Source organism: Gimesia aquarii (assembly GCF_007748175.1).
GTDB classification, from domain to species: Bacteria; Planctomycetota; Planctomycetia; order Planctomycetales; family Planctomycetaceae; genus Gimesia; species Gimesia aquarii_A.
The window spans coordinates 3117831-3144791 of record NZ_CP037422.1; the positions used below are offsets into that span (position 1 = coordinate 3117831).

The window sequence follows — 26961 nt, forward strand, 5'->3', positions numbered from 1 at the left end:
TAAAACACGAAAATAATTCATTCAAAATTCAAAATTGTTTCCACATCTAGAATCACAAACAGGCCTTCTTCCAACTGAAAGACGCCAATCGTGACAGAGCGCCAATGTGGGTCAAGTGTTCTGGGAACCGGTTCCATCGAACGTCCGGAAACATTGATCACATCACCCACTTCATCTACTAATAAACTGAATGACTCTTCTCCCATTCGAGTGACAACATTCATAGAATTGCCATCTTCCAGATCAGGCAGACCCAAACGTTTTCTCAAACTGACTGCTGTTACAATCTGTCCACGAAGATTTAAAAGTCCTTTAATCTCAGCCCGAGAGAGAGGTGTGGGAGAAATGACTTGTTCGGTAAGTACTTCTTGCACCATATTGACTGGCACGCCGAGTAACTGGCCATCAACCCGGAACGAAACGTACTGGTTTGAATAATCAAGCTGTGATTCCATTCCGTGACTTGAATCGGTATCCATTTCCGCTGTGCTCATGCATTTACTCCTGCGTCTACTGTCATTTTGGCAAAGCAACCATCCAGACAAGAAATCAGTTCATGAGAATTGAATTTGACTAGAAACTGATCAAAGCCAACTTCGGTCGCTCTTGACTGGTTAGCAGAACTATTTGAAGACGTTAAAGCGAGGGTGCTAATATTTTTGGTTGTCTCCTGACCTTTAAGCCATGCACAGAATTCAAAGCCATCCATCATGGGTAAATCGATGTCTGTGATCACCGCATGAAACTGTGAATCTCGTTCTAAAAGTTCCATCGCATTGACACAGCTATCACTGGTTACAACTGAATAGCCTTCCGTCTCGAGAGCTGTTGCTACTAACTGGCGGAAGAACATGGAATCATCGACCACTAATACTCGAAACGTTTTTTTGTCTTCCACACTCTCAAACCAGTTCGGTGTAGAACGCGTAACATAATACTGTGTATCAATGACATCGATTGCATTTTTAGCAATGATTGCTGTCCCCAGAACTCCTGGTCGATCTGACTGCATACGAATTACAAATTGTTCATCAATAATATCTTTAATTTCATTGACCATGAGTCCCATTGATCGATTGTTATCTGAGAACACAATTACCGGCTGTGGATCGATTGGCTCGCTACTTCCGTATCCGGTTCCTTCCACAGAGAGCAGTGGAAGCAGGTCCTCACGATATTGTACGACCTTTTGGCCACCATTGTGCTCGATACTCGCCTGTGGAAATTCTTCCAGACGAGCAACCAACGAGAGTGGAACCGCCATCGTCTCATCTTCCCCAACACTGAAGAGCAGCATACTAATAGTATCACTATCAGCACCTGTATTTGCCTCTTCCGCTGTCGATTGAGAATGGGCAGCACTACCACCACACTTATTAAAGATCCCACCTACGTCCAGAATCATCACAACACTGCCATCTCCTAAAATTGTAGTGCCCTGGTAGAGCCCAATATTTTTTAAGAGTCGACCTACAGGTTTGACTACAATTTCTTCGGTGTCAAATATTCGAGACACAATGAGACCAAACTGATCTTCTCCTACCTGGACAACAACAATATTCGTATCATCCAGATCGTCATCTTCTAATTTCGTCTCTTCGAGCCCAAGTACTTCGTTTAAATGAACCAGAGGCAGCAATCGATCACGTAAACGGAAGACCTCTTTGTTATGAATGGTTTCGATTTTTTCACGATCTTCAGCAGACAGACGAACCAATTCCACAACTCCCAACTGAGGTATCGCGAATGGTTGTCCGCCACTCTCTAACACCAGGGCAGAGACAATCGCCAACGTCAGAGGAATTTTGATGCGTACCACTGTGCCTTTTCCAATTTTGGAAGAGAGATCAACAGTTCCCCCAATTTTTTCGATCTGAGTGCGAACAACGTCCATTCCCACACCACGACCAGAAACAGAGCTAATTTTTTCCGCTGTTGAAAAACCAGCATGAAAAATCATTGAATAGATGTGACTATCTGAAACACTATTAGCGTCTGCTTCATTAATTAATCCCTGTGCAATGGCTTTTGCCAAGACCTTATCCCGGCTAATGCCAGCTCCATCGTCCTGGATTTCAATAATAACGTGACCACCTTCATGATACGCATTTAAATGAATCGTTCCGGATTCTGACTTTCCATTTGCCTTACGCTCTTCCGGTGATTCGATTCCATGATCGGCTGAATTCCTGACCATGTGAGTCAGAGGGTCCTTGATGGCATCCAAAACCGTTCGGTCCAACTCGGTTTCAGCCCCCGTCATGACCAATTCGATATGCTTATTTGTAACTTGCGATAAGTCTCGAACTAAACGGGGTAGCTTGTTCCATGCATTCCCAATCGGCTGCATGCGTGTTTTCATCACCCCTTCCTGCAAATCAGTCGTCACTCGATTTAAGAGTGTGATCGGAGCCGCATATTTGGACTCTTCATCACCGCGCGCTAATTGCAACAACTGGTTTCTAGTTAAGACTAATTCCCCAACAAGGTTCATCAAGCTATCAACTACGTTGACATTCACCCGAATCGATAGATCAGCAACACTGACCTTTGATGATTTTGCAGTTGTGTCTCCTTCAGAAGCAGAAGATGTTGCTGAAGCAGGTGCTGATGGAGGAGTCGGAGCAGGTGGGGTAGGAGCAGGTTCTTCTGTTTCCGTTTCAGCTTGCACTTCGGAGCCAGGGGAAGCAGATTCGGCCTCTTGTGCTTCCGATGATGCATCTTCAATTCCTACCGCTTCTGGCTGTGGAGTTTCTGTAGATTCTGATGCATCCGATTCCGTATCAGTAGACGATGATGGCTCAGGTTGTTCCTGATTTTCAGAACTGTCCGAAGATCCAGAAGCGCATTTTGCTAGCTGATCCAACATATCTATTAACGCGGAATTGTCTGTTGTTGGTTCTTCACCAGTGGCTTCAAGACCCTCCAATAGTGCTTTGATCTGATCTATGCCCTCTAGCACTAATGAGATTGCGCCAGGGGAAATATCCAGTAATCCTTCTCGCATCTTACCAAGAACATTCTCGGCAGAATGAGCCACAGACCCCAAATTGGTAAGTCCTAGAAATCCACATGTCCCTTTAATCGTGTGGATCGTACGAAAGATACTGGCAATCAGATCAGCATTTTGCGGATCTTTTTCCAATTCAACGATTTCTGAGTCTAGTTGACCTAAATTTTCCCAGCTTTCTGCTAAGAATTCCTGCAGAATATCGTCCATCAGCCCGTCCTGGTGAAAAGGGAACGAAAAGTGAATTATGAAAATTTGAAGAAGAGATTTAAGTCACTAATTTATAAGATCTTATCAACAAGATTTTATATACAGACAATCAATACATTCCCCGTAATTGGGAGCATTCTCCTCAGATACACTATCGTCACTTCTGATGAACCCCCTTGAGGTTGGATTACTGTTAGACTTAGAGGGAGGGGAATCCTCTTGAAAAAAAGTTGTCACAAAACACATGCGAACACTGACTCTCTCTCAAAATATCAAATCGTTAAGAAAATTCAGTTATTAAGAAGCTGAAGGGACTCATTGCGTTCGGTTGTGTGACTCTGTCTCGCCTATTACAATCCACCCCGGTTGAAAGACATCCGGTAACCACAATTAGACCACTCGGAATTGTTTTCCTTCGTAGTTACCGTCAACAATAAATACATATAATTTGAAGTAAGGAGTTTGTACTGTGGCTGCAGTAAAGGTTGGTATCAATGGTTTTGGGCGCATTGGTCGTATTACATTCAGAGCACTCGCTGCTCGACCCGAGGAATTTGAAGTCGTTGCCATCAATGACTTGGGAGATCCCAAAAAACTGGCGCTGCTTTTAAAATACGATAGTGTTCAGGGACGCTTTCCAGGCACAGTCGACGTTGAGGGAAATACGCTGATTGTTAACGGCAAAAAAGTTCAGGTCTGTGCGGAACGCGACCCTCGTCAGCTTCCTTGGAAAGAATTGGGAGTTGAAGTTGCGCTAGAATCAACTGGATTCTTTACAAATCGAGAATCAGGTGACAAACCAGGATATGACAGCCACTTAACTGCTGGAGCACGTAAAGTAGTCATTTCTGCTCCTGCCAAAGACGCTCCTGACCTTACAGTCGTGTTTGGTGTTAACGATGATCAATTAAATGCTGATCACATCTGTGTCTCTAACGCAAGTTGTACAACAAACTGCCTCGCTCCCATGGCAAAGGTCATTCATGAGAACTTTGGCATTGAGCACGGGCTTATGACGACAGTCCATGCTTACACAAACGACCAAAGGGTTTCAGATCAACTTCACGCCGACCCACTTAGAGCTCGTGCTGCCGCTATCAATATTATTCCAACAACCACTGGTGCTGCCAAAGCAGTTGGGCTTGTACTTCCAGAGTTGAATGGAAAACTGACGGGGCTCAGCCTTCGAGTCCCTGTACCAGTTGGTAGTATTACTGATTTAGTCGTAACTTTAAGCAAAGATGCGACTGCAGAAGATGTGAATGCAGCTATGAAAGCCGCAGCAGAAGGACCACTTAAGGGAATCCTCGAATATAATACCGACCCAATTGTCTCCAGCGATATTGTTGGTAATCCTCACAGCTCAATCTTTGATGCTACGTGGACTACTCAAATTGGTGGAAATATGATCAAGGTATTAAGCTGGTACGACAATGAATATGGTTATTCCAATCGAACAGCCGATATGATCGCTCGTTTAGCACAACTATAGTCATGCAATTGTTAATATTGCCTGATATTTATGGTATGGAATCAAAACTCAGCCGAGATGATAGGCATCTCGGCTGTTTTTCCACAACAGAAAAGTGTACATTCAGCCACACCTTTTAACTTTCGACTAGACGTTGCCTCAGAAGATCGTCAAAATACCTCGCTTATAATATAATGTCGCTTTTCCAGAGACGAAGTACCAAATCCAACAAAGATTCAACGACTTAGAATTGAAGACTATTCCTAGATTCTATGACTTATTTCGATACAAAAAATAAATTGAAATCTCAGTTGCCAGTAATTGCCCCTTCAATGCTGAAGTGTGATTTCGGGAATCTACAGAGAGAACTTACACTTTTAGAGACGGCTGAAGCTCAGGTACTTCATTGGGATGTAATGGATGGGCACTTTGTCCCCAATCTTTCCTACGGGGCTTTATTGATCGAACGTGTCAGACCTTTGACTAAAATGTTCTTTGATGCCCATTTGATGATCAGCAACCCCGAAAAATATATTGATGATTATATTGATGCCGGTTGTAATTCCATTACGATACACATTGAGGCAGTTCCAAACCCGAAAGATTTATTGCAACATCTCGACAAATCTGGCGTACTACCAGGACTGGCAATCAATCCCAAGACTCCAGTAAAAGAAATAGAACCTTTTCTCGAACTATGCGGGCTGGTCCTTGTGATGAGCGTCGAGCCTGGTTTTGGCGGTCAGTCATTCATAAGCTCAAGCCTGCAAAAAATAAAACAGCTCAAAAAACTGATCTCCGAAGAGACCATACTTTCTGTCGATGGAGGCATCGGAATAGATACGATTGCGGAAACAGCCCGCGCTGGAGCGAACTACTTTGTTGTAGGAAGCGCGATATTCAACCAAAGCGATTATTCGATTGCCGTTAGTGAACTGGTACAAAAAGCCAGAAATGAAACGGCCTCCTTTACATAATATAGAGACTAAAAACAATGCCAACAGTGGTACTTATCCGTCCTGGTTGTACTGACTTTGATCGAGATGAGCGGATTCAAGGAACCTTGGACCTTCCCCTGAACGAAAAAGGGAAAGAACAAGTTAAAAATCTCGTGTCGAAAATTGAAGATTTTGGTATTGAGACCATCATTACCTCTTCTTCCGAACCTGCACTCTCAACTTCTGAACTATTAGGTGAGAATCTCGGCGTCCCCGTAAAAGAGAAATCAGGGTTGAAAAACCTGAATCAAGGACTCTGGCAGGGTCTCGAATATGAAGAAGTTCGCCGAAAATACCCCAAACTTTTCAAACAATGGGCCGAATCTCCCGAAACGGTATGTCCTCCGGAAGGAGAATTAGCATCCGAAGCAGTAAAGCGGGTCCAAAAGACACTTCAGAAGTATTTAAAAAAGAAACAAAACTTTGCGATTGTCGCTTCAGAGCCTCTAGCTTCAATTATTTCCAACATCTTACGAAATAATAACGAAGAACAGATCTCATTTGAGCAAAATGGTCGATCTTGTCAGGATGAATTATTTGAAATTATTGAATCACCTCCGAAAAAAAGTGATTTAACACAAATAAGCCCTGACGATCAATCACTACAGAAGGGGGCGCATGAAGATAACGAACCTCCATTACAAAAAGTGGCAGTTCGAGGAGGCCAAATAAAATGAGTTCTACGCCCAAGTCTAACATCGATTCATGGTTAAGCCATTCTTCCCGTCCAAAGCGAGGCGTTCCAGAAGGTTTATGGTTACGCTGTACATCATGTAACGCAACGGTCTTCAGAAAACAGGTTGAACAAGGATTAGGACTTTGTCCCGAATGTGATCATCATTTTTACATTTCTGCCTACACCCGTATTCAGCAACTACTTGACCCAGATAGTTTTGAAGAATGGTTTACAGACTTAACTGCAGGCGATCCATTAGAATTTGCAGATAAGAATAAAACATACAAAGATCGTCTCGTCATTGAACAGAAGAAAACGGGAATGAAAGATGCCTGTGTCGTAGGACGCGGATATATGCGAGGCCGCCCCCTCGTTGTTGGTATCACAGACTCCTCTTTCATCATGGGTAGTATGGGCTCTGTTGTAGGAGAAAAACTGACTCGCGCAATCGAAAGCGCGACTGAATTGAAACTTCCACTGATTATTATTAGTGGGTCTGGAGGCGGTGCACGTATGCACGAGGGAATTTTCTCTTTGATGCAAATGGGAAAAGTCTCAGCAGCATTAGGACGCTTTCAGGAAAGGGGAGGGCTATTCATCTCAGTATTAACAAACCCGACAATGGGAGGCGTTGCAGCCAGCTTCGCTTCTCTAGGAGATATTGTCGTCGCTGAGCCAAAGGCTCTAGTAGGCTTTGCCGGCCCACGTGTTGTACAAGCAACAGTAAAAATGACGCTCCCTGACGGTTTTCAAACTAGTGAATTTCTCCTTGAACATGGGTTTGTTGATCGTATTATCTCCAGACCCCGACTTCGGTCTGAATTGGCACGCCTGATCGATTATTGCGTCTGATTTGAGGTGGAAACTCACTTTATTTTGAAATAATACTCTAAGCTACCACTAATCTGGTGAAACTTCAGGTTTAGAATCCAGCGCTTTTGGTAGCACCCGCTTTGCGTCTGCTTACAAAGCCAATTATACTATCTGAGTTGGGCTGATTAATTTCTTATGAGCTTAGGATTCGGAATGATCCTGAATCCACTCCTTGCCATCTGGTGGATGCATGAATTTTCTTAATCGATTCTTTTCAAAAGAGCCCAAAACACCTCGCGTTAACATTAAAAAACGCTTTGAACTGATTGGACGCGTAGGGCAGGGAAGCATGTCCAAAGTATGGCGGGCCAGGGACTCACAATCTGGAAGAGTTGTGGCTCTTAAAGTATTGCATAAGCAAAAAACATTGGAACTCGAATCCCGTTTTGTCGGACTGAATAAACCAAAAGAAGGAGAAATTGCTGTTCAGCTAAATCATCCTCATATTGTTAAAACTTTTGAGCATGGTCTTACAACCGAAGGTGAACAATTCCTGGTTATGGAATTCGTTGAAGGCTATAGCCTTAGTTTTTTGGTAGAAGCACAAAATGAGGATATGCGTACGAATTGCCTGAAATATATGATTCAGCTCGGAGAGGCTATTAAGCATTTCCATGAAGAAAACTGGATTCATAGGGATATCTGTCCGCGAAATATTCTGGTAAGTAATGACCACGAATTAAAGCTGATTGACTTTGGATTAGTCGTTCCGAATACAGCTCCCTTTCTCCAACCAGGAAACCGCACGGGAACTGCAGCTTACATGGCTCCGGAACTCATCAAACGCCAAAAAACTAGCCAGAAAATAGATATCTTCTCTTACTCCGTAACATGCTACGAGATGCTCACTAAAAGATTACCTTGGGAAGCAGCAGAAACTCTGGACGCAGTTCTGCAACACATCAACACTCCACCAGAAAATATTCAACAACTCCTGCCGGATCTCAATCCACAAGTGGCAGATGCGATCATGAAAGGACTGGAGCTTTATCCACAAGATCGCTGGCAAACCATTGAAGATATGTTAAAACCTCTGAGAGCCGCATTAAAGGTAAATCAAAAACTTGTTGAATCAAAGACAACTCAATCACTTCAGACCGATCACTTTACTCTAAAAGCTTCTTCAAAACCCAAAAGAAAAAGAAGCGTTTCTGACAAACCAACTCATAGAGCAAATCAGCGCCGTAAATCTAAAAAGAAAAATAAAACCACTGATTCTTTTGATTTGCGTCAGGATCAAACACCCCCAGAAGTAGAATCATCGGTACTCTCAGATCAACAAGAACAACAAGCTCAGGATCCCGCTGTAAAATCCAATCGTCCACCAAAGAAAAAAACTTCTTCCAAACCTATTCCTAAGAATCCTGACGAGACGATCTGAAATCAAATCATCTAATGCTGATAATCGGACGATGATATAGATTTAATGTTTGTTTCATATTTTACCAATTGATGAAGTTCATGCCACTTTCTCCCAGTTCGAACCAATCTCAGCATTTGTTATCACTCAATGCAGCCCAGCGTGAAGCAGCCACAACACTCACAGGACCACTTCTCGTTTTAGCCGGAGCAGGTACTGGCAAAACAAGGGTGATTACTTATCGCATGGTAGAACTCATTCGAAACGGTGTTTCGCCGGATAAAATACTCTCGGTTACATTCACAAATAAAGCAGCGCGCGAAATGCAGGAGCGAACAGCAGATCTATTGGGAAAAAGACAGTCAGCCAAGCCCTCTATTTCCACATTCCATTCGCTCTGTGTTCGCATTCTGAGAGAAGAAATTTCCCTGCTGGGCTATCCTCAAAAGTTTGTCATTTATGACCGGGGAGATCAAGAATCTGCGGCACGTTCTGCATTAAGAGATATACGGGTCACTGACAAAATCCTGCGTCCTGGTGATCTGCTTACGCGTATCAGCGGCTGGAAAATGTCTAATGTTACACCAGAAGAAGCAACGAACTATACCGAAAATGATTTTGACTTTCTGGCCGCAATGGCATATCGAAAATACCAGACCAAACTGCGATCAAGCGGCGCTGTAGACTTTGATGATTTATTAATGTTGACGAATGAACTTTTTTCGAAGTTTCCCGAAGTGCTGGAGAGAAGCCAGGGTAAGTTCGAGTATGTTCAAATTGACGAGTATCAAGATACAAATCTCTCCCAATTCAATCTGATTCGTGCACTTGTAAAGCCGCATCAAAACCTATGCGTTGTCGGCGATGACGACCAATCTATTTATGGTTGGCGTGGAGCTGAAGTACGGCATATTCTTGGTTTTCAACAACAGTTCCCTGGTGCAAGTGTAGTACGACTTGAAAACAACTATCGTTGTACAGACAAAATTATAGATCTTGCCAATCGTCTTGTTTCCCATAATCGTGATCGACACAAAAAACAATTAATCGCACATAAAAAACAGGGTTCACCCGTTCGATTTCTCGAACTATCTGATGAACTAACCGAAGCAGAAAAAGTGGTTGGTGAAATTCGATATCTACACGAATCTCAAGATATTCCCTTACGTGATTTTGCGATTCTCTTTCGTACGAATGAACAACCGAGAGTTTTTGAAACAGAATTTCGTCGTACCAATGTACGTTATCAACTTATTGGTAGTCAGTCATTTTTTGATCGTCGTGAGATTCGCGATTTATTAGCATACCTGAAAACGCTAGCATTTCCGCATGATGAACTATCCATGCTAAGAATTATTAATACTCCTGCACGTGGAATTGGAAATAGTACGATCGAAAAACTCGTAAACCAATCTGTGAAAGAAGGAAACCATTTTTGGGGTACAGTTGCCTCAGCACAAAAATCAAATGAACTCAGCAGCCGTGCGTGTACGGCTTTGGATGGATTTCATAATCTGCTAAAACAATATCGTTCACGTTTGAATCGAAAACCTGCTGATCTTGCATTAATCATGCAGGACTTAATTAAAGAGATTGATTATGAATCGGAAATAAAGAAACAATATAAAACATCAGAGCAGCAACAGGCGAGAATCGTCGTTCTGGAACAATTTATTGAATCAATCAAAGAATACTGTCAGCGAACCAGTAATCCTACCCCAATCGGTTTTCTAGAAGAAACGGCATTAGGAGACCGAGATAATTTGAACGAAAAAGAAGATCAGCTGGCTCAAGATGCGGTCAAGTTGATGACTTTGCATAGTGCTAAGGGACTTGAATTTCCCCGGGTTTATTTAGTAGGCATGGAAGAAGGCCTGTTGCCGCATAAACGCTCAGTAGAGGGAACTGATTCCGAGATTGCAGAAGAAAGACGGATCGCATATGTCGGCATCACTCGTGCACAAGACTACTTAACCTTAAGTCGCGCTGCCACACGAACCAAGTGGGGGAAAAAGCAACCCACACTTCCATCTCGATTTCTATTTGAAATGCAAAGCACTGAGGAAGATTGAAGGATTTTCAGACATGCTCTCTAGTTGGAATTCTCTACATGAGCCCGTTTATGTTTTATTAATTGCTGGTTGTAATAACCAATCATTTCTTTACGAGTGAGCATTCCCAGCAGAATTCCGGGGTCATTCTGATCTACAACAGGTAATGCCTCGACATTGATCGCAGTAAATCGTTGTAAAGCTGTATTCAAATCATCATCAGGGCTGATCTTCGCAAAATCGGGTTTCATGATATCACGTGCTAGAGCCAACTTCCAAATAGTCTCATCATACAAATAAGCCCGTACATCATCCTCAGAAAAAATTCCGACCATTTTTCCTTCCTTGTCAATCACAGGAAAATAATGTTGCTGAGTTCCAGCCAGGGAATGTACGATTTCATCCAATGATTTGGATTCAGGAATTAACTGTATCTTTCTTCCTGGATCAAATACGTCCGAAATGCGACTACCTTCAAGAACATCAACTAGAAAGTCCCCACGATGCGCGGGTGAGTCAAGTCGACTGGGATACTGCTTTTGATAGAGATGCACTTTCTGGCAGAGTACAAAACACAATGTTGACGCGAGCATGGTCGGTAATAGCAACGCATAATTCCCAGTAATTTCAGAAACCATAATAATCGTCGATATCGGTGCATGCGCAGCCCCGGCAAAGAAACCAGCCATTCCAACAAGGCCAAATGCTTCTGGTTGTGTGATTAAATCAGGCCAAAGCTGCTGAAAAAAGAGTCCCGTTGCCGTACCTACACAACCACCAATAATCATAGATGGGCCAAAAACGCCTCCAGAGCCTCCAGACCCAATCGTCAACGATGTCGTAAATATTTTCACAAAGGCAATAGAGAGCAAGAGGGGAATCCCCAAACTTTTTGCAGAAGTCAATGCATCTTGGAGAAAACCATATCCCGTTGACAAAACTGCTAATGCACGCACATCCTTGCCGTAAAGATAATACATCCCAATACCAACCAACCCAGTTAAAAAGGCCCCGATCGCTGGCCTAAACATAGGCTTAATTGGTAATTTTTTGAATAACCCGGCCGTGCCATAAAATGTCTTAACGTAAAATGCCGCAGAGAGGCTAAGGATAATTGACAAAATCGTGTAGGGAATTAGTTCTCCATGAGAATCAACACTATGATGTAAGCCATTACCAAAAAGAGGTAAAAATTGGAGGTCCGCCGGTAATGAAAGGCAATAGACGGAGTAAGCAATAATAGAAGACATCGCTGCAGGAACAATGACATCAGACTCGAAATCAGCGTCACTATAGAGAATCTCTGCGGCGAATAACGCTCCCGCCAGAGGAGCACGAAAAATCGCTCCAATACCTGCACCGACTCCCGCCGCCAGTAAAATCCTACGATCGCGTTCTGAAAGCTTTAAAGCGGATGCTACCCAGGAACCAAAACCAGCACCGATTTGTGCAATTGGTCCTTCGCGTCCGCCAGACCCTCCTGTTCCCAAAGTCAGCGCGGAAGCAATCGTTTTGACAATCGGAACACGGAGAGGAATAATTCCACGTTTCGTATGAAAGGCGTCAATCGCAGCGTCTGTTCCATGGCCTTCTGCTTCCGGAGCAAAATTGTAGACGATAACACCTGAAGCCAATCCTCCTAAGGTAATGATCAGTAACACTAACCAAGGCGAAAAGATTGCCTCGTTTCCTTCGGTTTCAAATATAGTATGTTCGCCGATTGTTTGTGGATCATCAAAGCCAGCAATAGAAACAAGAGAATAATGTTCGACAAACTGAATCAGGGCATCGAAGGTGATTGCCCCAAGACCTGCTACAATTCCAATCAGACAGGAAAGAACAAACCATTTGCCACTAGTCCTCAGATCAAAGAATCTGAGTAGAGAACTCAATTTTTTAATAGATATCATTTTTAGTTTACAATAAAAACAGACGTTATTGTCGTGAGAAAAATTCTTACGAATACTATAAGAAATTTGTGGCGTTTCACTTTTGAACTACAGGCTTGATCAAATCTTACTGTTTTTTTATTTTTCAGACTCAGCTATACAGTCCATTAGCGACTTGGCGACCTCAAAGGAGTTTGTCATACTTTACAGGGTTTTAACGGAGTTGCATCTCCATTTCGATATATTTTGTTTGAGTCAACGTGGAAAATTCCCAGTTTTATTTAGGTATCGAGACATCAGAACGAAGTGGATCAATTGCGATCCTCAGTTCTGCCCAGCAAATTGTGCAAAATAAATTACAGCAACAGGGACGAAAACACGCGCAAACTCTGGTCGCTGAAGTAAAAAAAGTATTAAATCAACTGGAATTAAGTCCTGACCAAATTACCGGCATTGGAGTGAGCATAGGACCTGGCAGCTTTACGGGATTAAGAATTGGTGCCACTTTCGCAAAAACATTCGCATACGTAACCGGTTGTCCCGTAATCGGAATTGATACATTTGAAGCAATTGCCCTCAATTGCCCGCCTGAAATTAGCGAAACCTACGTGATTTCCAACGCACAACGAGGCGATCTTTTTGTTGGCAAGTATGTAAAAATCTCAGAATATCAGTGGCAGAGAAGTTCTGAGATTGCATTATGGGAAATCGACAGGTTCTGCCATAGTCTGAAACCAAAAGATACAATCAACGGTCCTGGAATCGAGTTACTGCAGACCTCATTGCTACCAGAGTGTCGGATATTACAACCAGAATATAGAAATCCGACTGCATCAAAAATCTCGCTGATTACAGCTCAAATCCTACAGAAATCTCAGCCTGCAGAATACGCTTCCCTCAATGAGGTATGGGATCTAACCCCTTTTTATCTGAGAAAAAGTGCGGCCGAAGAAAAATGGGACGCCCAGCAAAAAAATGACAACGAAAATTATCAATAAACCCTGTCTCTACAATATGATCTGTGATAAATAGCACGAAAAACAGTTAATAAATTGAGATTTCTCATTTTCTCGAAACAATTCCAAGAACACACTCTCACACCGAATCTTCGTTGGCTATAATATGAGATAAGAAAATGTTCGATTTCAGACTTACGAGTTTATATACTACCATGACAAACTTGCGAGAGTCTTCTTTTCCTCGTCACTCGTTACCTTTTCACTTTTCCCATTCTTCAGACTGGAGTTGAATTATGGCTCTTTATGAGATTGAAACAAACGCTCATATCATGGTGGGTTGGGCAAATACTCAAGAGGAAGCGGAAAATGCTGCTCAAGAGAATTATCCCGAAGATGAGATTCTGAGGGTCACTCGCCGTCCTCGTGATATGTGGGTCATTTCAAAGCGTCTGCTAGGTATTGAAGGGCACACTGAACCTTGTGATATGGCTCGTGAATGTCTTTTCCGTGCCTCAGGTGATAAAGTACATGCCATCAGACTTTATATGCGAGATACAGGGTCTGATCTGCATGAGGCACAACTGGCAATCGAAACCAATATGTCAGTTGGTTGGTAGCCTTCCAGACTAATTCTCAACTTAATACTATACTAGCAACAGTGGAATGACTTCAATTCGATGATCATACAAGGAACTCTCGTCAGTTCTTCAGGCACAGGGAACAACCAAATTCGGATCGAAAACGATCGGATTGTTGAGGTAGGCTCAAACCTGGGTAAAGCAGATTTCTCTTTTTCAGAGCATTGCCTTATTTTTGCTGGCATGGGTGATATCCATATCCATGCCCGAGATGATATTGGCGAATCTCAAACCTATAAAGAAGATTTTTGTACCGCAAGTGCTGCAGCAATTAATGGTGGTGTTGTACATGTTGCTGACATGCCCAATAATCCTGTTCCACCTATCACAGATGAAAGCTACCGAGAAAAGGTGCTACATCTGGAAAAACGAAATCCTACAATTCATTTCACGCTTTATGCAGGCATCGGACCGGGAACAAAACCACTTTCATTTGCAGTTCCTTATAAAGCGTATATGGGACCCAGCGTTGGAGATCTTTATTTCAAGACTCTGGAGCAACTTGATGAAACCCTTTCTCATTATCGCGGCGCTAACGTAAGCTTTCATTGTGAAGATCCTATTTTACTAGAAGAACATGCTGTTGCAGCCACGCATGAAGAGAGAAGACCCCCGCAATGTGAAGTTTCCGCGACACGATTTGCTCTCCAAATGATTGAAAAGTATGATCTCAAAGGAAAATTATGCCATTATTCGGTAGGTGAAGGGTTACCATTAATTCGGGAAGCGAGAAGCCGTGGCGTAAATGTCACCTGTGAAGTAACCCCCCATCATTTGTATTTTGATCAATCTGATCTAACTGATCAAAACCGTGGAAAAATGCAAATGAATCCACCATTGCGTACCATTTCAGATCGTCACGCGATGCTGGATGCACTTCGTGATGGGACTTTAGATTATCTCGCTACCGACCATGCTCCCCATACTCTGGACGAAAACGAGCAGGGGGTTTCAGGACAACCTCACCTGGATACTTACGGTGCGTTTGTGACCTGGCTGATACTCGATCAAAATTTCTCCCCACAGCAAGCGGCTAGCTTTTGTTCTGAAAACCCCGGAAACTTTGTAAATCCTTATGTCGCTCCTAAGAAGTTCGGAAAAATCGAAGCTGGATATACAGCAAGCCTGACCGTGCTTAACATGAAAGAGCCGATTACAATCCAGCGCAAGGACATGAAAACCAAATGCGGTTGGTCTCCTTTTGAAGGAATCACATTCCCCGGTTCCGTCGAATCAGTCTTTGTAGAAGGCCAAAAAGTACGCTGAGACCACGTATTTAAAGAGGCGTAAAAAAGGCGACCCTGAATATAATCTCAGGCTCGCCATTTTGATGTTTCCCGGTGAATTATTTCTTTCTCGCAATCAGCTGTTACTAACGCTTGTTTGCCGTTCACTTTGCTGAGTTGCACGTGCAGTTGCACTTCCAGGACGATTCATCAGCCAGACTAATACAGGGCTGGCGATGAAAATAGAGCTGTAAGTACCAACAATCACACCCAAGACAAGACAGTAAGCAAAGCCATGAATTCCTTCACCACCTATGGCGTATAGAATCAAGACTACGATTAAGGTTGTGATTGATGTAAGCAAAGTTCGTGACATTGTCTGATTTAAACTGGTATTTACCATCGTAGTGGTCAGAGCAGGGTTCTTGCCGCGTACTTCTCGAATACGGTCGAAAACCACAATGGTGTCATTTAATGAATAACCAACAATTGTCAGAAACGCTGCAATCATAGGCAGGTTAATTTTAAAATCATTCAAACCCATTAGAAGTCCTAATTGAGTATGGCTCAAATAAGCTCCCAACGCCACCAATCCTAAAACGACAAGCACATCATGAATTAAAGCAACAACTGCCGCGAGACCAAATGTAATTCGTTGGAATCGAAACCAGATATAGGCCACAATCGCGACCAAACTGATCAACATAGCCAGGATTGCAGACTCCTGCATCTCACTCGCCACAGAACTGTCAAAACTATTGACTTCGTCCAGAATCGCTGTGGTTGCCATTACTTCTTGCATTGCAACTAAAGCTGTTTTTAAATCATCAGTCAGCAAATCGGGACCGGCTTGAGCCATCATCTTTTTAAAACGATTTGATTCGGCTGTTGTATCACCTTCTTTTGAATCGGAAGTGACCCCACTCAATTGAATCTCAGGAATTCGCTCATACTTTTCCGAACCATCGGTATTCTCGATGGATGCAATGGCTTCTTTCAGATACGTTTCGACAGTTGACGTTTTCAAATCACCACTAAAAGTAAGTTCAACTTCTGAACCCGCTGGAGAATTCTCACTACCTTCCAGCTTCTTGATTTCTCCGAAATCCATCGTCACTTTTCGTAACTTTTGAGCAGAAGCTTCAAATGCTTTATCTAGCTTTGTTCTAATTGAGTCCGTTGCTTTGGTACCTTCATTTTCAATATCAGCATCATTTAACGTGGTTCGTAAACGGAAATATCGTCCTTCAGAACCTGGATCGTTTGATAGTTGCAGTTGTTCGAGTGTGAGACTATTCCCAAACTCTTTTTGTAGTAATCCTCGAATGGTGTCAATTTCCTGTTTATCTTCAAATTCGAATGTCACCATTGTCCCGCCGGTAAAATCAATATCAAAATTTTCTTTACCTCGCGAGGAGACAACGACCATTCCAATCAAGATCAGCAGCACTGAGAAAAAAGCTGCAATCTTTCTTTTGTTGATAAAATCAATATTTGTATTTCCGACTATACTCATCATCTTCAGATCGCTAATCCATCGCTTTCGCTCAAAAACATCAAAAATGAGACGACCGACATAGAGAGCAGTAAACATACTCATCACAATCCCGATAAAGAGCGTGACAGCGAATCCTCGTACCTGATCTGTACCAATAATATATAACACGACTGCTACAATCAGCGTGGTCAGGTTGGCATCGATAATCGTAGTGAAAGCTCGCGCGAAACCATTATTAATTGCCATTCTTAAACTTGATCCTCGAGATTTCTCTTCGCGGATTCGTTCAAAAATCAATACGTTGGCATCGACGGCCATACCAATGGTTAATACAAGGCCTGCCAGACCAGGTAGTGTAAATGTCGCGTCGATGAACGACATACAGCCCATCACTAGTAACAAGTTCAAAGTCAGGCAGATATTGGCTACGACACCGGCAAACCGATAGTAAATCAGCATGAATACAATAACGGCAATTGCAGCAATAATAATTGCCTGTTTTCCCTTCTCCTGAACATCACTTCCCAAAAGAGGACTAATGGAAAATTCGGAAACCGGTTCTGGTTTTAAAGGAACTTCCAATGCCCCCGCATTTAAAACATTTAACAGGGAAGAAATTTCTTTCTGTGTAAAGCGACCTGTAATTTGACCTTCAGAACCAATCGTAGTAATTAAACGTGGTGCAGACTGGACTTTACCATCCAGCAGCACAGCTAAATGCCGGTGGAATCCATCCTTACTAGGACGATTTTTGGATGTTAGCTGACTAAAAAGAGTTCCTCCTCGCGCATTAAATGTAAATGCGACTGCAGGGGCACCATTCTGATCTGTTGACTGTCGCGCACGTACCAAATATTTTCCTGTGACACGTCTGTTTTCATTTGGTTCAATAATGACTAGTACTTCTTCACCCTGAGTACCATCTTCTCGCGTTATCGGACGAGATACCATCTGATCCTCGGTGTAGGAATCATCGCCATTAACTTCACGCCAACTGGCAATCACACGTCCCTGGCCATCGCGAATATCTTTTCCGGGACTCTCTAATGCACGCGCGACAATAGAAGCATGATCACGTCGATTCGCCACGATATCAAATTCGAGACTTCCCAAACGTGTAATGAGTGATTTAATCCGTTGAACATCTTCCGTGTCTGCTCCTGGAACAATCACTTCGATCCGGTTTTGTCCCACTTTGCGGACTGTCACTTCTTCCGTACCAGAAGGATTAATACGACGTCCAATGGCTCCCACCATTTGATCCATTACATCATTCGAAAGTTCTTTTTCACTTCCGGCTTCGTCGACTTCGAAAACCATGTTTGAACCACCGGCAAGGTCGATTCCCAGCCGGATCGCGTTACGCCAATCATTACCATTAGCAATCTGCCAAATGAAGGGAGTAGCAGCAATGACAGCCGTAAATAGTACCAGGCCAATTTTCCGAGAGAATTCCTTCAGTTTAAGAGCACGTGCGATTATGACTCCCAAGATGAAAGGTAAAACAAACACGACAAAAATAACGAGCAGGATATACCATCCTGATACTTTTGATGTCGCATTATCGGCTACTTCCGCAGCAATTAATCCTGCTGAGTGGAAATCAATCCCTGTCATTCAATTAGTCCCAAAACTATACTATTTTTATATGGGCCGATTCACTCGGCAATGAAGGTTTAAACTGGCGTTTACTGCGCCAGATACTGTAAAGCTATTTTGAATCTTTTTTATCTTCTTCATAAAGTCCTTGAATTGCACTTCGACGGACTTTCAGGCGCGAATTATCATCTATTTTTATTACCACTTCCTGTTCGTTTTCAGCAATGCTGGCAATCGTACCAATGATTCCCCCAATGGTCACGACACGATCATTTTTCTTCAATTCGCCTAATGCCTTCTCGCGACGAGCTCGTTCTTTTTGCTGCGGACGAAACATGATCAAGTAAAAGAAGATCACAATGGCAATGATGGGTAAAAACTGAATGATTTGGGGAGGAGCAGGGGCATCTTTGGCAGGTGCTTCTTCGGCCAATAAATATAACGTTGTAAGTAATAAATTCATTTCGTTCTCGTCCAAGGCTGCAAATGAATCTCCTTAAAGTAATATGAATTAAACACTTAAGGAAACACATATTTAAACATACAAGTAAAGACATATGTCATTTTGAAGCATGCTCATCCAACAACTGAGCCAAAATCGGCCCAAACCTAAATAATTTCAGGAGTTATCAAGCAATGTTGCAAGCTGTATCTTAGAAAGATGCGTTCCAACGGGCAAGGTGAACCGCCCTAAACTCCTCAACTTGATCATTGAGTATTGCCTGTCGCAAATCTCGCAGCAATTTTTGATAAAAGGCAATATTATGGAGGGAGATCAAAATTGGCCCCAGCATCTCTCGTGACATAAATAAATGCCGCAAATAAGCGCGGCTATAATTCTGTGATCCTGGTGAGTCACATTCAGGGTCCAAAGGGCTCGGATCTCTCGCATGTTTTTGATTGCGTAAATTGACGCGTCCCTGGCTGGTAAATGCCATTCCATTCCGCCCATTTCGAGTAGGCATCACACAATCAAATATATCGACACCACGTATAATTGCCTCAATCAGATCAGAAGGACGTCCCACCCCCATCAGATAACGAGGTTTTTCGACGGGCAACATCGGAGTCGTAAAATCAAGCGTAGAATACATATCTTCAGGTTTCTCTCCTACACTCAAGCCTCCAATGGCATAGCCAGGAAATTCCAGAGGAAGCAATCCAGAAGCAGATCTTTCCCGCATCATCTGGTCAGTTCCTCCTTGCACAATCCCAAACAGGGCCTGATCATCACGTTTCTGTGCATCTCGGCATCTTGCTGCCCAATTTGTGGTTCGGTCTACGGCCTCTAACATTTTTTCAGAAGGAACATCATGCGGGGGACATTCATCAAGACACATAATACAATCTGCACCGAGTTGCTCTTGTATCTTCACCGCTTTTTCCGGTGACAATTCAAATAAACTACCATCAATATGTGAACGAAACACAACTTGGTCATCATCCATTTTTGTAAGTTGGGCCAGACTGAAGACCTGGAAGCCACCACTGTCCGTCAGAATTGGCCCATCCCAGTTCATAAACTCGTGAAGCCCTCCCATCTCTTCAACAATCTCTGCCCCGGGACGTAATGCCAAATGGTAAGTATTTGCTAATACCTGCTGGGTTCCGACCTGTTTTAGTTGCTCTGGCAATAAGCCTTTTACCGATGCCAAAGTCCCGACAGGCATAAAAGCTGGAGTATCCACAATTCCGTGGGGCGTATGCCAGCGTCCCACTCGTGCTGAAGTTTTTGAATCGCTATGAATCAGTTCAAAATGAAAATGGGACACTTTTACTTTTCTAATCGGTACTAAATACGGTTGATGACACTAGAAATAAACAAGTAGCTAATAGCTCAGATATTGTTTAAGGCGTCGTTGAGTATTCCCAAATACCAAAAAGCGATCCTGAATACAACAAAGATGATAAAAGCGGCCACAAGAGCCCAGACTAGCCAACCCAGAACTGCCGCTAATGTTGCCAGACTCCGCTGTGCGTCTTCCTGAAAACGGGGACTTAATCGCTCCAGAGTTTCAGGGACGGTTCCCGATGTTTCCCCCACATTAACCATATGAATATATTCATCTGAAAATAGTCTCGTTTCCGCTAATGCATCCGTGAGGTGCTCTCCATCATTGACAGCACCATTGACGCGTGGTATTTCGCGAATAAATGCCCCATTTCCGGTTGCTTTCAGGCTGGCATCCAGCGAATCAAGAATATTCATGCCAGCTTGTTGAGTGAGTGCAAAAGCCCAGGAAAATCGCGCAATCGCAAATGATCGCATGCATCCCCCCAATACCGGAATTTTAAGAAACAAGCTGTGAAAATATTGTTTGCCTCCGATCAGGCGGTCCATGATTTGATATGCTACAAACAACGCAAAAATTGATCCGAACGTACATGTCAACCAAATCATAGCTCCGCTGGGGCCAGACAATCCCAACCCCAAAACATCAATGGGTGCTCCACCTTGTCCACTAGCAAGAAGTCCTAAGATAAGAATCATCAAGGCAATCACCAGGATTGCAACGACAAATTGAAAAACAGGCCATGCGATGAGCCTTGTAAAGTTTTTTCGCATTTGGAGCAGATGATCGTAATGCTCAGCAAGTGCTTTCAACACTTCAGGAAGGCCACCACTTTGCTCGGCAACGCTCACCATATTGACCAGTAATTCGGGATAATATGTCCCCTGTTTACGCATTGCCGAAGTCACATCCATACCCGATTTCAATTCCGTAGCGATATCACGAATTGACTGCTGCAAACGACGGTCCCCCATCTTTTTCGCTGCCAATTCAAATGATTTCGTGATCGATACTCCGGATTCCAACATCGTACTGAGCGATCGACATAAAAGAGCCAACGATTTCAAGGAAACTCGTGACTGAAACATGAATCCCACCTTCTGAGAACTATTGAGAATTTGCAGGCCGTCAGATACCTTCCGACATAACATTCATTATTGCGAATTGCCACTTATCTGAGAGTGACAATCTATTCCACATTGCGAAAAAAAATGAAATTTGTCAGAGTAAATGACGTGTATTGAGGCTAACACGCTGGATATACCGGTTTTGTTTATATTTATTTTTCTCGGAAGTAAGATTGATGGACTTTTTGGAATTGGCAGGCAAACGTATTCTTATTTTTGGAGTAGCCAACCGAAAAAGCGTTGCATATCAGTCAGGGAAAGTTTTGGAAGAAGCTGGAGCTGAAGTGATCTATATTGTGCGGTCTGATACAAGAAAAGAATCATTAAAGAACTTATTAAAGCAGGCACCGACTTACGTCTGCGATGTTGAACATCAGCAGGAAATCGATCAATTACATTCCGAAATCAGCCAAAAATATGACACCATTCATGGTTTGGTACACTCGATCGCGTTTGCCGACTATTCAGCAGGCTGGCTTCCCTTTCATCAGACGCCCCGAAGTGCTTTTTTACAGGCTGTAGATATTTCCTGCTTTTCTTTCATCGCACTTTCAAATGCATTCAGTAAGCTCCTTGATCCAGAACAGGGGAGCGTCGTTACGGTCTCAATTTCGACGACTCGTATGGCTGCAGAAAATTATGGTTACATGGCTCCGGTCAAAGCAGCTTTAGATTCCTCTGTTTGTTTTCTTTCGAAATCGTTTTCCAATTTTTCGAAAGTTCGCTTTAATGCCGTCTGTCCAGGATTACTCAAAACATCGGCATCAGCAGGAATCCCCGGATATGTCGACAGCTATTTATTTGCAGAAAAGGCAACACTTCGTAAAGAAGCGGTCCAAACAAAAGAAGTAGCCGATACCATTGCATTCTTAATGAGCCCGCGTTCCTCAGGTATTACATCCCAGGGAATTGTCATTGATGCAGGAATGGGTACAAATTATTTTGACAAAGAAATCGTAGCGGAAGATACCTAGTATTGCAGAAAAAAGCCGACTGAATCTGATTCAGTCGGCTTTTTCGTTCACATCACTGAGCTACCAATGTAACCAAAGTAATGTTTCAGTGACCTGTCATCACTCTCAATTTTTCTTGTTTTTTCTTCCTGCTTTTCCTTTCGCTCTATTACCGGCTGCCCCTTTAGGACGATTCTTCATCATTTCTGCTCTCGCAGCCTGACGTTCTGATTCGTCTAGTTTTCCATCACTATTTTTATCAAACTTCTTGATGAATTGCTCTCGAGTCATTCCACCACGACGACGGCCTTGCTGATTACCCAGAGACTTACGAGCAGTAGCTCGCTCGGCTTCACTTAACTTCCCATCACCATCTTTGTCGAATTTTTTAACCATTTCTTCTCGACTCATACGTGGCCCCTTTTGGCCCATTTTTCCTCGTGCAGCTTTTGCTGCCGCACGTTCTGATTCGTCCAATTTTCCATCACCGTTCTTATCAAATTTTTTGATCATTTCTTCACGGTTAAAACCTGGTTTGCCTTTGCCCTTGCCACCAGCTCCCTTAGCTGCTTTCCCTTTACCACGTGCCTCTCTCGCAGCAGTGCGTTCTTCTTCGTTTAACTTTCCATCACCATCCTTATCAAATTTTTTGAGTATTTGTTCACGATTGGGGCGTTCTCCCTTTTTACCTTCTTCAGCTTGAGTCGCTGAAGTCCCAGTTAAAACAGCAACTCCCAAGACAAATGTTGATATCTGCATTAGTCTTACTCTCATTAAGATAACTCCTCGTTCACACTTAAGGGTCAAGGGATCATTCCCATTTCTGTTTCACTTTACTAAGAGATCAAACTCACATGAAAATCATTGGTTTCGCAGTTTCTCAAAAAAAAGGAGAATTTGTTGCTTAACTATATAGTAATTGGAAAGAAATTCAGGCGCTTCAACTAGAAAAACACCTATTTTTAAGCTGAAGAGTTAAAATTATGGGAGACGAAATAAAAAGCTGATATTGCCTCAATTCCTGTTCTCCCACTATCATGCCGCACTTGATAATAAGGTAGCCTCAAACAAAATCAAAAATAGTAGCTCAAAATCAAACACGATGAGTTCAAAGTATTCCATCTCTCAACTAAATCAAATTGAAGCCAAACGCATTTGCGTGATTAAGCCTAGTGCGCTGGGTGATGTTGTACAGACCCTTCCTATTTTGTCAGTACTCAGTGAACGATTTCCTGATTCAGAGATTTCATGGGTCATTCGCAACAGTTTTGCTAATCTGATCGAAGGGCATCCAAATATTGACCATGTGATTCCCTTCAGTCGGCGCAGCTCCGTTCGCTATTGGTGGCGTTTTTTGAAAGAACTTAAACAACGCCAGTTTGATCTAGTGCTTGATCTTCAAGGCTTATTGAGAACCGGAATCATGACAGCTTCCACATGTGCTCCCTGGAGAATTGGAATCGAAGCAGCGCGCGAAGGTTCGCACTTAGCCTACAACCTGACCATCCCTGATACAGGGCGACTTGTCCCCGCTTATTTAAAATATTGGCGCGTAGCCGATGCTTTAGGATTCGGCGAAACTCAACGACAAACTGGCCTTATTCTTAGCAATGAAGATACTACCTGGGCAAAAAGTAAACTCGATCGTAAGAACAATCTGATTCCGATCCTCGCCATTCATGCTGGTGCCCAATGGATCACAAAACGCTGGCCGCCAGAGAGCTTTGCAGCCGTAGGTGCAAAAGCGATCCGTCGCTTTCGCTGCAATGTGGTTCTTGTGGGGACAGCTGATGAACGACCACTGACTAATCAAATTCAGCAACTTTTGCATAAATTTGTACCCACAGGTCGTATCATCAACCTGGCAGGAGAAACTACACTCAAGCAGTTGGCCGCCGTACTCACAGAATCTGATTTTCTACTCACAAACGATTCTGGTCCCATGCACCTTGCCGCAGGACTAGGCACTCCAGTAACCGGAATCTTCACTTGCACAAGTTCGCTTCGCTCAGGACCTCCTGGTGATCAACACGAACTAGTCTCAACCAATGTGGAGTGTGCTGGCAGCTATAATAAACGTTGCCCTAAACGAGGCCCTCAAAACTTGTGCTGTATGGAAGAACTGGAAATCGGCCGAGTCTGTCAGGCTTTATTTCGATTGATTTCCAAACACACTTCTCAAAAATCAGGGAAAGCAGCATAATTGCTTTCATCTATCTTTCTGGACGACGAAGCTCATAATACCGACTTAATACTCTGACACGAAAAATCTGATAAGCAGTAATCGTTCCCAAGATTGCCAAAACCACAGCATAAATCACGGGATATTGCCACAACTCTGTTAATTCTGGTCTAAGAAATACAAGTATGGCGAAAGCAAGCATCGAAAGCGTGGTAGTGAAAAAGACTAATCTGACATAGAAGAACAGTCCGGCTGCAACGATCAGCATCGGATACCCAATTAACAAGATGCCAATGGGAGAATCAACCAGAATCAATAAGCCGGTCAATAAAGAAACATCTGCTGCAGCCCAGCAAAAACGGACTTTTCCCTTATTTTTCAGATGATCTAATCCCCATTGAAAGAACAGAGCTAAAATTCCCCAAAGACAAAAAATTGTCATAATCTTGAAATGATAATTGAAATCGGTTCCCTGTGTTGAATATACCGTTTGAATAATTCCAGCAGACAAAACGATAGCAGACAACCGAGAGGCTAAAGCTGGTTGCCTGCGAAACCAGCGCTGAAATTTCTGTTTGAATCCGGCTGGTTGAGCATGAATTGGTTCCCCAGCAATAAAACGCTCCAATTCATCGGCTAATTCTGATGCAGTTTGATAACGTAATTCCGGATCTTTCTCTAAACATTTCAGACAGATCAATTCCAATTGATGAGGAATCTTGGCATTTAGAGTGTGGGGTAGAGGGGGTTCACCTTCAATTACATACACTAAAGAATCTAATGGGGTATTCTGTTTGAAAGGAGAGACGTTTGTCAAAAGTTCATAAAGTATAATGCCTAGACAAAAAATATCACTACGAGCAGAAATGTTGGCTAACTGACCCGCAGCCTGTTCTGGTGACATATAACTGGGAGTTCCTACAATCATGCCACTTTGTGTTTGAACTTCACTGGCAGAGTTTTCCTGTAGCAGATCAAATACCTTTGCAAGCCCAAAATCGGTTACATATGCCGCACCGTTCTCATCAATTAATATATTAGATGGCTTTAAATCACGATGAATGATCTCTTTGGAATGTAGATAGTGAACTGCGCGAGAAACCTGCTGCATCAATGATGCAATCTGATAAAATTGATCGTGTGACGTTTCCGGTTTTAGTTTTATGTTTGCTAATGAGTTTCCTGATATATAGTCCATTGTAAAATAATGCTGTCCCAAATATTGCCCGACTTCGTGGATGGCAACAATATTGGAATGCTGTAGTCTACCCGCTGCTTGTGCTTCCAGATAAAAACGGCGTACTTCCTCTTCCGATGCAAACTGATGACTTAAAATGGTCTTCAAGGCAACGATACGGTTTAAATCTTTCTGACGTGCTTTGTAAACGACCCCCATGCCACCGCGACCAAGTTCTTCCAGGAGTTCATATTTCCCGAACTCGGTGATCAGTTGAGGGACAGACGGTTTCAGATTCGGACTGGAAAATAAGAGCGTGGGGTCTTCTGGCTCTGAAGTTTGATTTTGTTGACTGGAATTTTCGCTATCGGGAGCTAAACACTCCAGTGAATCCAGGCAGGCCATTAACTTTTTTAATTCCGGATTGACTGCCTGTAGACTATGACAACTTTCCTGATCTTTGGCTTGTAAATATTCGAGGTATTGATTCAATACCTCAACTAACTGTTCCGATTGATTTTCTTGCTCATTTGCCACGGGATCTAACATTCTCTCTATTTCAAAACTAGCCTGTAGCAATTCAGGTGAGTAAAAAGTTTAGACGCTTTCCAAATGTTCTTGCAGCTGATTTAGTGCACGTAGCCAAAGCATTTGGACCGCTCCCGGGCTACGATTCATTCTTTCAGCGACTTGCTTAAATGAAAGTCTCTGCAAATTTCGTAACATGATTACTTCCTGATAATCTGTGGGAAGCTGTGACACTGCATCAGCCATCAAAAGTTCCTGCTCACGATTTAACAGAATTCGACTTGGAGTTTCTGTTTCGTCTTTCAACTCCCATCCATGTTGGGCTGAGTCATCAGAATTCCCACCAGCCTGATCAATCGAAACTTCTCGACTGACATTGCGTTTAGCGGCTCCCTGGTATTTTCGGGCGAAGTCCAGTGTATTGTGGTTCAAGATGCCTCTTAACCAACCCAGCCATTCGGCCTCTGTTTGTCCTTTAAAACGCGCAAGTCCCTGATGTGCTTCCAATAATGTTTGTTGTACTAAATCGGAAGCATCAAATTTTGTATGCATCCAACCTTCTATTTGAGCACGTGCGATCAAAGAAACATAAGCACGGCATTTTTGCAGCAATTCATTTTCTGCAGAGCAATCTCCTGATCTTGCTCGCTGAATCAAAACTTCAATTTGTGATTGAGCCATGCGTGATCCCTGGAGTCAATTCAGTCTGCAACCCACTATCGCTTTGAATTAGATAGAAATTT

At 43.0% G+C, this 26961-nt stretch carries 21 protein-coding genes; 11 read left to right on the forward strand and 10 right to left on the reverse strand.

What is annotated here, in order from left to right:
- Window positions 1-17 precede the first annotated feature (17 nt).
- Window positions 18-494, reverse strand: coding sequence for a chemotaxis protein CheW (locus tag V202x_RS11975; RefSeq protein WP_232098956.1), 477 nt, complete (start codon window positions 492-494; stop codon window positions 18-20).
- The gene (locus tag V202x_RS11980) at window positions 491-3220 is read right to left on the reverse strand and encodes a chemotaxis protein CheW (protein ID WP_145174799.1); all 2730 of its coding nucleotides are present in this window, start codon (window positions 3218-3220) and stop codon (window positions 491-493) included. Before V202x_RS11980 ends, V202x_RS11975 begins: the two co-directional genes overlap by 4 nt.
- A gap of 469 nt (window positions 3221-3689) precedes the next feature.
- Here V202x_RS11980 and gap point away from each other — a divergent pair, with 469 nt between their 5' ends.
- The 6 genes from gap (at window position 3690) to V202x_RS12010 (ending at window position 10670) form a co-directional block, all read left to right on the forward strand.
- Complete coding sequence (gene gap, locus V202x_RS11985) at window positions 3690-4712, forward strand: type I glyceraldehyde-3-phosphate dehydrogenase (protein ID WP_145174802.1); 1023 nt, start codon at window positions 3690-3692, stop codon at window positions 4710-4712.
- Window positions 4713-4963: 251 nt separating this feature from the next.
- Window positions 4964-5668: a ribulose-phosphate 3-epimerase gene (rpe, locus tag V202x_RS11990; protein ID WP_145174805.1), complete on the forward strand. Its 705-nt coding sequence runs from the start codon at window positions 4964-4966 to the stop codon at window positions 5666-5668.
- 17 nt (window positions 5669-5685) lie between these two features.
- On the forward strand, window positions 5686-6366 hold the full coding sequence (locus tag V202x_RS11995; RefSeq protein WP_145174807.1) for a histidine phosphatase family protein: 681 nt from the start codon (window positions 5686-5688) through the stop codon (window positions 6364-6366).
- Complete coding sequence (accD, locus tag V202x_RS12000) at window positions 6363-7217, forward strand: acetyl-CoA carboxylase, carboxyltransferase subunit beta (protein ID WP_145174810.1); 855 nt, start codon at window positions 6363-6365, stop codon at window positions 7215-7217. The genes V202x_RS11995 and accD overlap by 4 nt, the downstream gene beginning before the upstream one ends.
- Window positions 7218-7428: 211 nt before the next feature.
- On the forward strand, window positions 7429-8619 hold the full coding sequence (locus tag V202x_RS12005; RefSeq protein ID WP_145174813.1) for a serine/threonine protein kinase: 1191 nt from the start codon (window positions 7429-7431) through the stop codon (window positions 8617-8619).
- Window positions 8620-8699: 80 nt separating this feature from the next.
- Entirely contained in the window at window positions 8700-10670 is a 1971-nt protein-coding gene (locus V202x_RS12010) for an ATP-dependent helicase (RefSeq protein ID WP_145174817.1), read from the forward strand.
- A 20-nt stretch (window positions 10671-10690) separates the two neighbouring features.
- On the opposite strand, the gene V202x_RS12015 is transcribed toward V202x_RS12010, so the two are convergent.
- On the reverse strand, window positions 10691-12559 hold the full coding sequence (locus V202x_RS12015) for a chloride channel protein (protein ID WP_145174820.1): 1869 nt from the start codon (window positions 12557-12559) through the stop codon (window positions 10691-10693).
- Window positions 12560-12798: 239 nt separating this feature from the next.
- On the opposite strand from V202x_RS12015, the gene tsaB reads away from it, so the two are divergent.
- The 3 genes from tsaB to V202x_RS12030 all read left to right on the forward strand — a co-directional run bounded on the left by tsaB (window position 12799) and on the right by V202x_RS12030 (window position 15401).
- Complete coding sequence (tsaB, locus tag V202x_RS12020; protein ID WP_145174823.1) at window positions 12799-13536, forward strand: tRNA (adenosine(37)-N6)-threonylcarbamoyltransferase complex dimerization subunit type 1 TsaB; 738 nt, start codon at window positions 12799-12801, stop codon at window positions 13534-13536.
- Window positions 13537-13790: 254 nt separating this feature from the next.
- Window positions 13791-14114 (forward strand): DUF6793 family protein, encoded by a 324-nt coding sequence (locus V202x_RS12025; protein WP_144986171.1) that lies wholly within the window; start codon window positions 13791-13793, stop codon window positions 14112-14114.
- Window positions 14115-14174: 60 nt separating this feature from the next.
- Window positions 14175-15401 (forward strand): amidohydrolase family protein, encoded by a 1227-nt coding sequence (locus V202x_RS12030; RefSeq protein ID WP_145174826.1) that lies wholly within the window; start codon window positions 14175-14177, stop codon window positions 15399-15401.
- 96 nt (window positions 15402-15497) lie between these two features.
- Here V202x_RS12030 and secD read toward each other — a convergent pair whose 3' ends face one another.
- From secD to V202x_RS12050, 4 genes are all read right to left on the reverse strand, one after another.
- Window positions 15498-18476: a protein translocase subunit SecD gene (gene secD / locus V202x_RS12035; protein ID WP_145174829.1), complete on the reverse strand. Its 2979-nt coding sequence runs from the start codon at window positions 18474-18476 to the stop codon at window positions 15498-15500.
- A 94-nt stretch (window positions 18477-18570) separates the two neighbouring features.
- Window positions 18571-18921: a preprotein translocase subunit YajC gene (yajC, locus tag V202x_RS12040; RefSeq protein ID WP_145174832.1), complete on the reverse strand. Its 351-nt coding sequence runs from the start codon at window positions 18919-18921 to the stop codon at window positions 18571-18573.
- Window positions 18922-19111: 190 nt separating this feature from the next.
- Window positions 19112-20230, reverse strand: a complete 1119-nt coding sequence (gene tgt, locus V202x_RS12045) for a tRNA guanosine(34) transglycosylase Tgt (protein ID WP_145174835.1) — start codon at window positions 20228-20230, stop codon at window positions 19112-19114.
- Window positions 20231-20295: 65 nt separating this feature from the next.
- Window positions 20296-21339: a type II secretion system F family protein gene (locus V202x_RS12050; RefSeq protein WP_145174838.1), complete on the reverse strand. Its 1044-nt coding sequence runs from the start codon at window positions 21337-21339 to the stop codon at window positions 20296-20298.
- Window positions 21340-21554: 215 nt separating this feature from the next.
- Between V202x_RS12050 and V202x_RS12055 the strand changes: the two genes are divergently transcribed.
- A complete protein-coding gene (locus tag V202x_RS12055) occupies window positions 21555-22352 on the forward strand; it encodes an enoyl-ACP reductase (protein ID WP_145174841.1) in 798 nt (265 codons plus the stop codon).
- A 105-nt stretch (window positions 22353-22457) separates the two neighbouring features.
- Here V202x_RS12055 and V202x_RS12060 read toward each other — a convergent pair whose 3' ends face one another.
- Complete coding sequence (locus tag V202x_RS12060; protein WP_145174844.1) at window positions 22458-23105, reverse strand: EF-hand domain-containing protein; 648 nt, start codon at window positions 23103-23105, stop codon at window positions 22458-22460.
- Between the two features lie 328 nt (window positions 23106-23433).
- Here V202x_RS12060 and V202x_RS12065 point away from each other — a divergent pair, with 328 nt between their 5' ends.
- Window positions 23434-24534, forward strand: a complete 1101-nt coding sequence (locus V202x_RS12065) for a glycosyltransferase family 9 protein (protein WP_145174847.1) — start codon at window positions 23434-23436, stop codon at window positions 24532-24534.
- Between the two features lie 10 nt (window positions 24535-24544).
- On the opposite strand, the gene V202x_RS12070 is transcribed toward V202x_RS12065, so the two are convergent.
- Window positions 24545-26239: a serine/threonine protein kinase gene (locus tag V202x_RS12070; protein ID WP_145174850.1), complete on the reverse strand. Its 1695-nt coding sequence runs from the start codon at window positions 26237-26239 to the stop codon at window positions 24545-24547.
- Between the two features lie 48 nt (window positions 26240-26287).
- Window positions 26288-26899: a sigma-70 family RNA polymerase sigma factor gene (locus V202x_RS12075; RefSeq protein ID WP_145174853.1), complete on the reverse strand. Its 612-nt coding sequence runs from the start codon at window positions 26897-26899 to the stop codon at window positions 26288-26290.
- Window positions 26900-26961 lie beyond the last annotated feature (62 nt).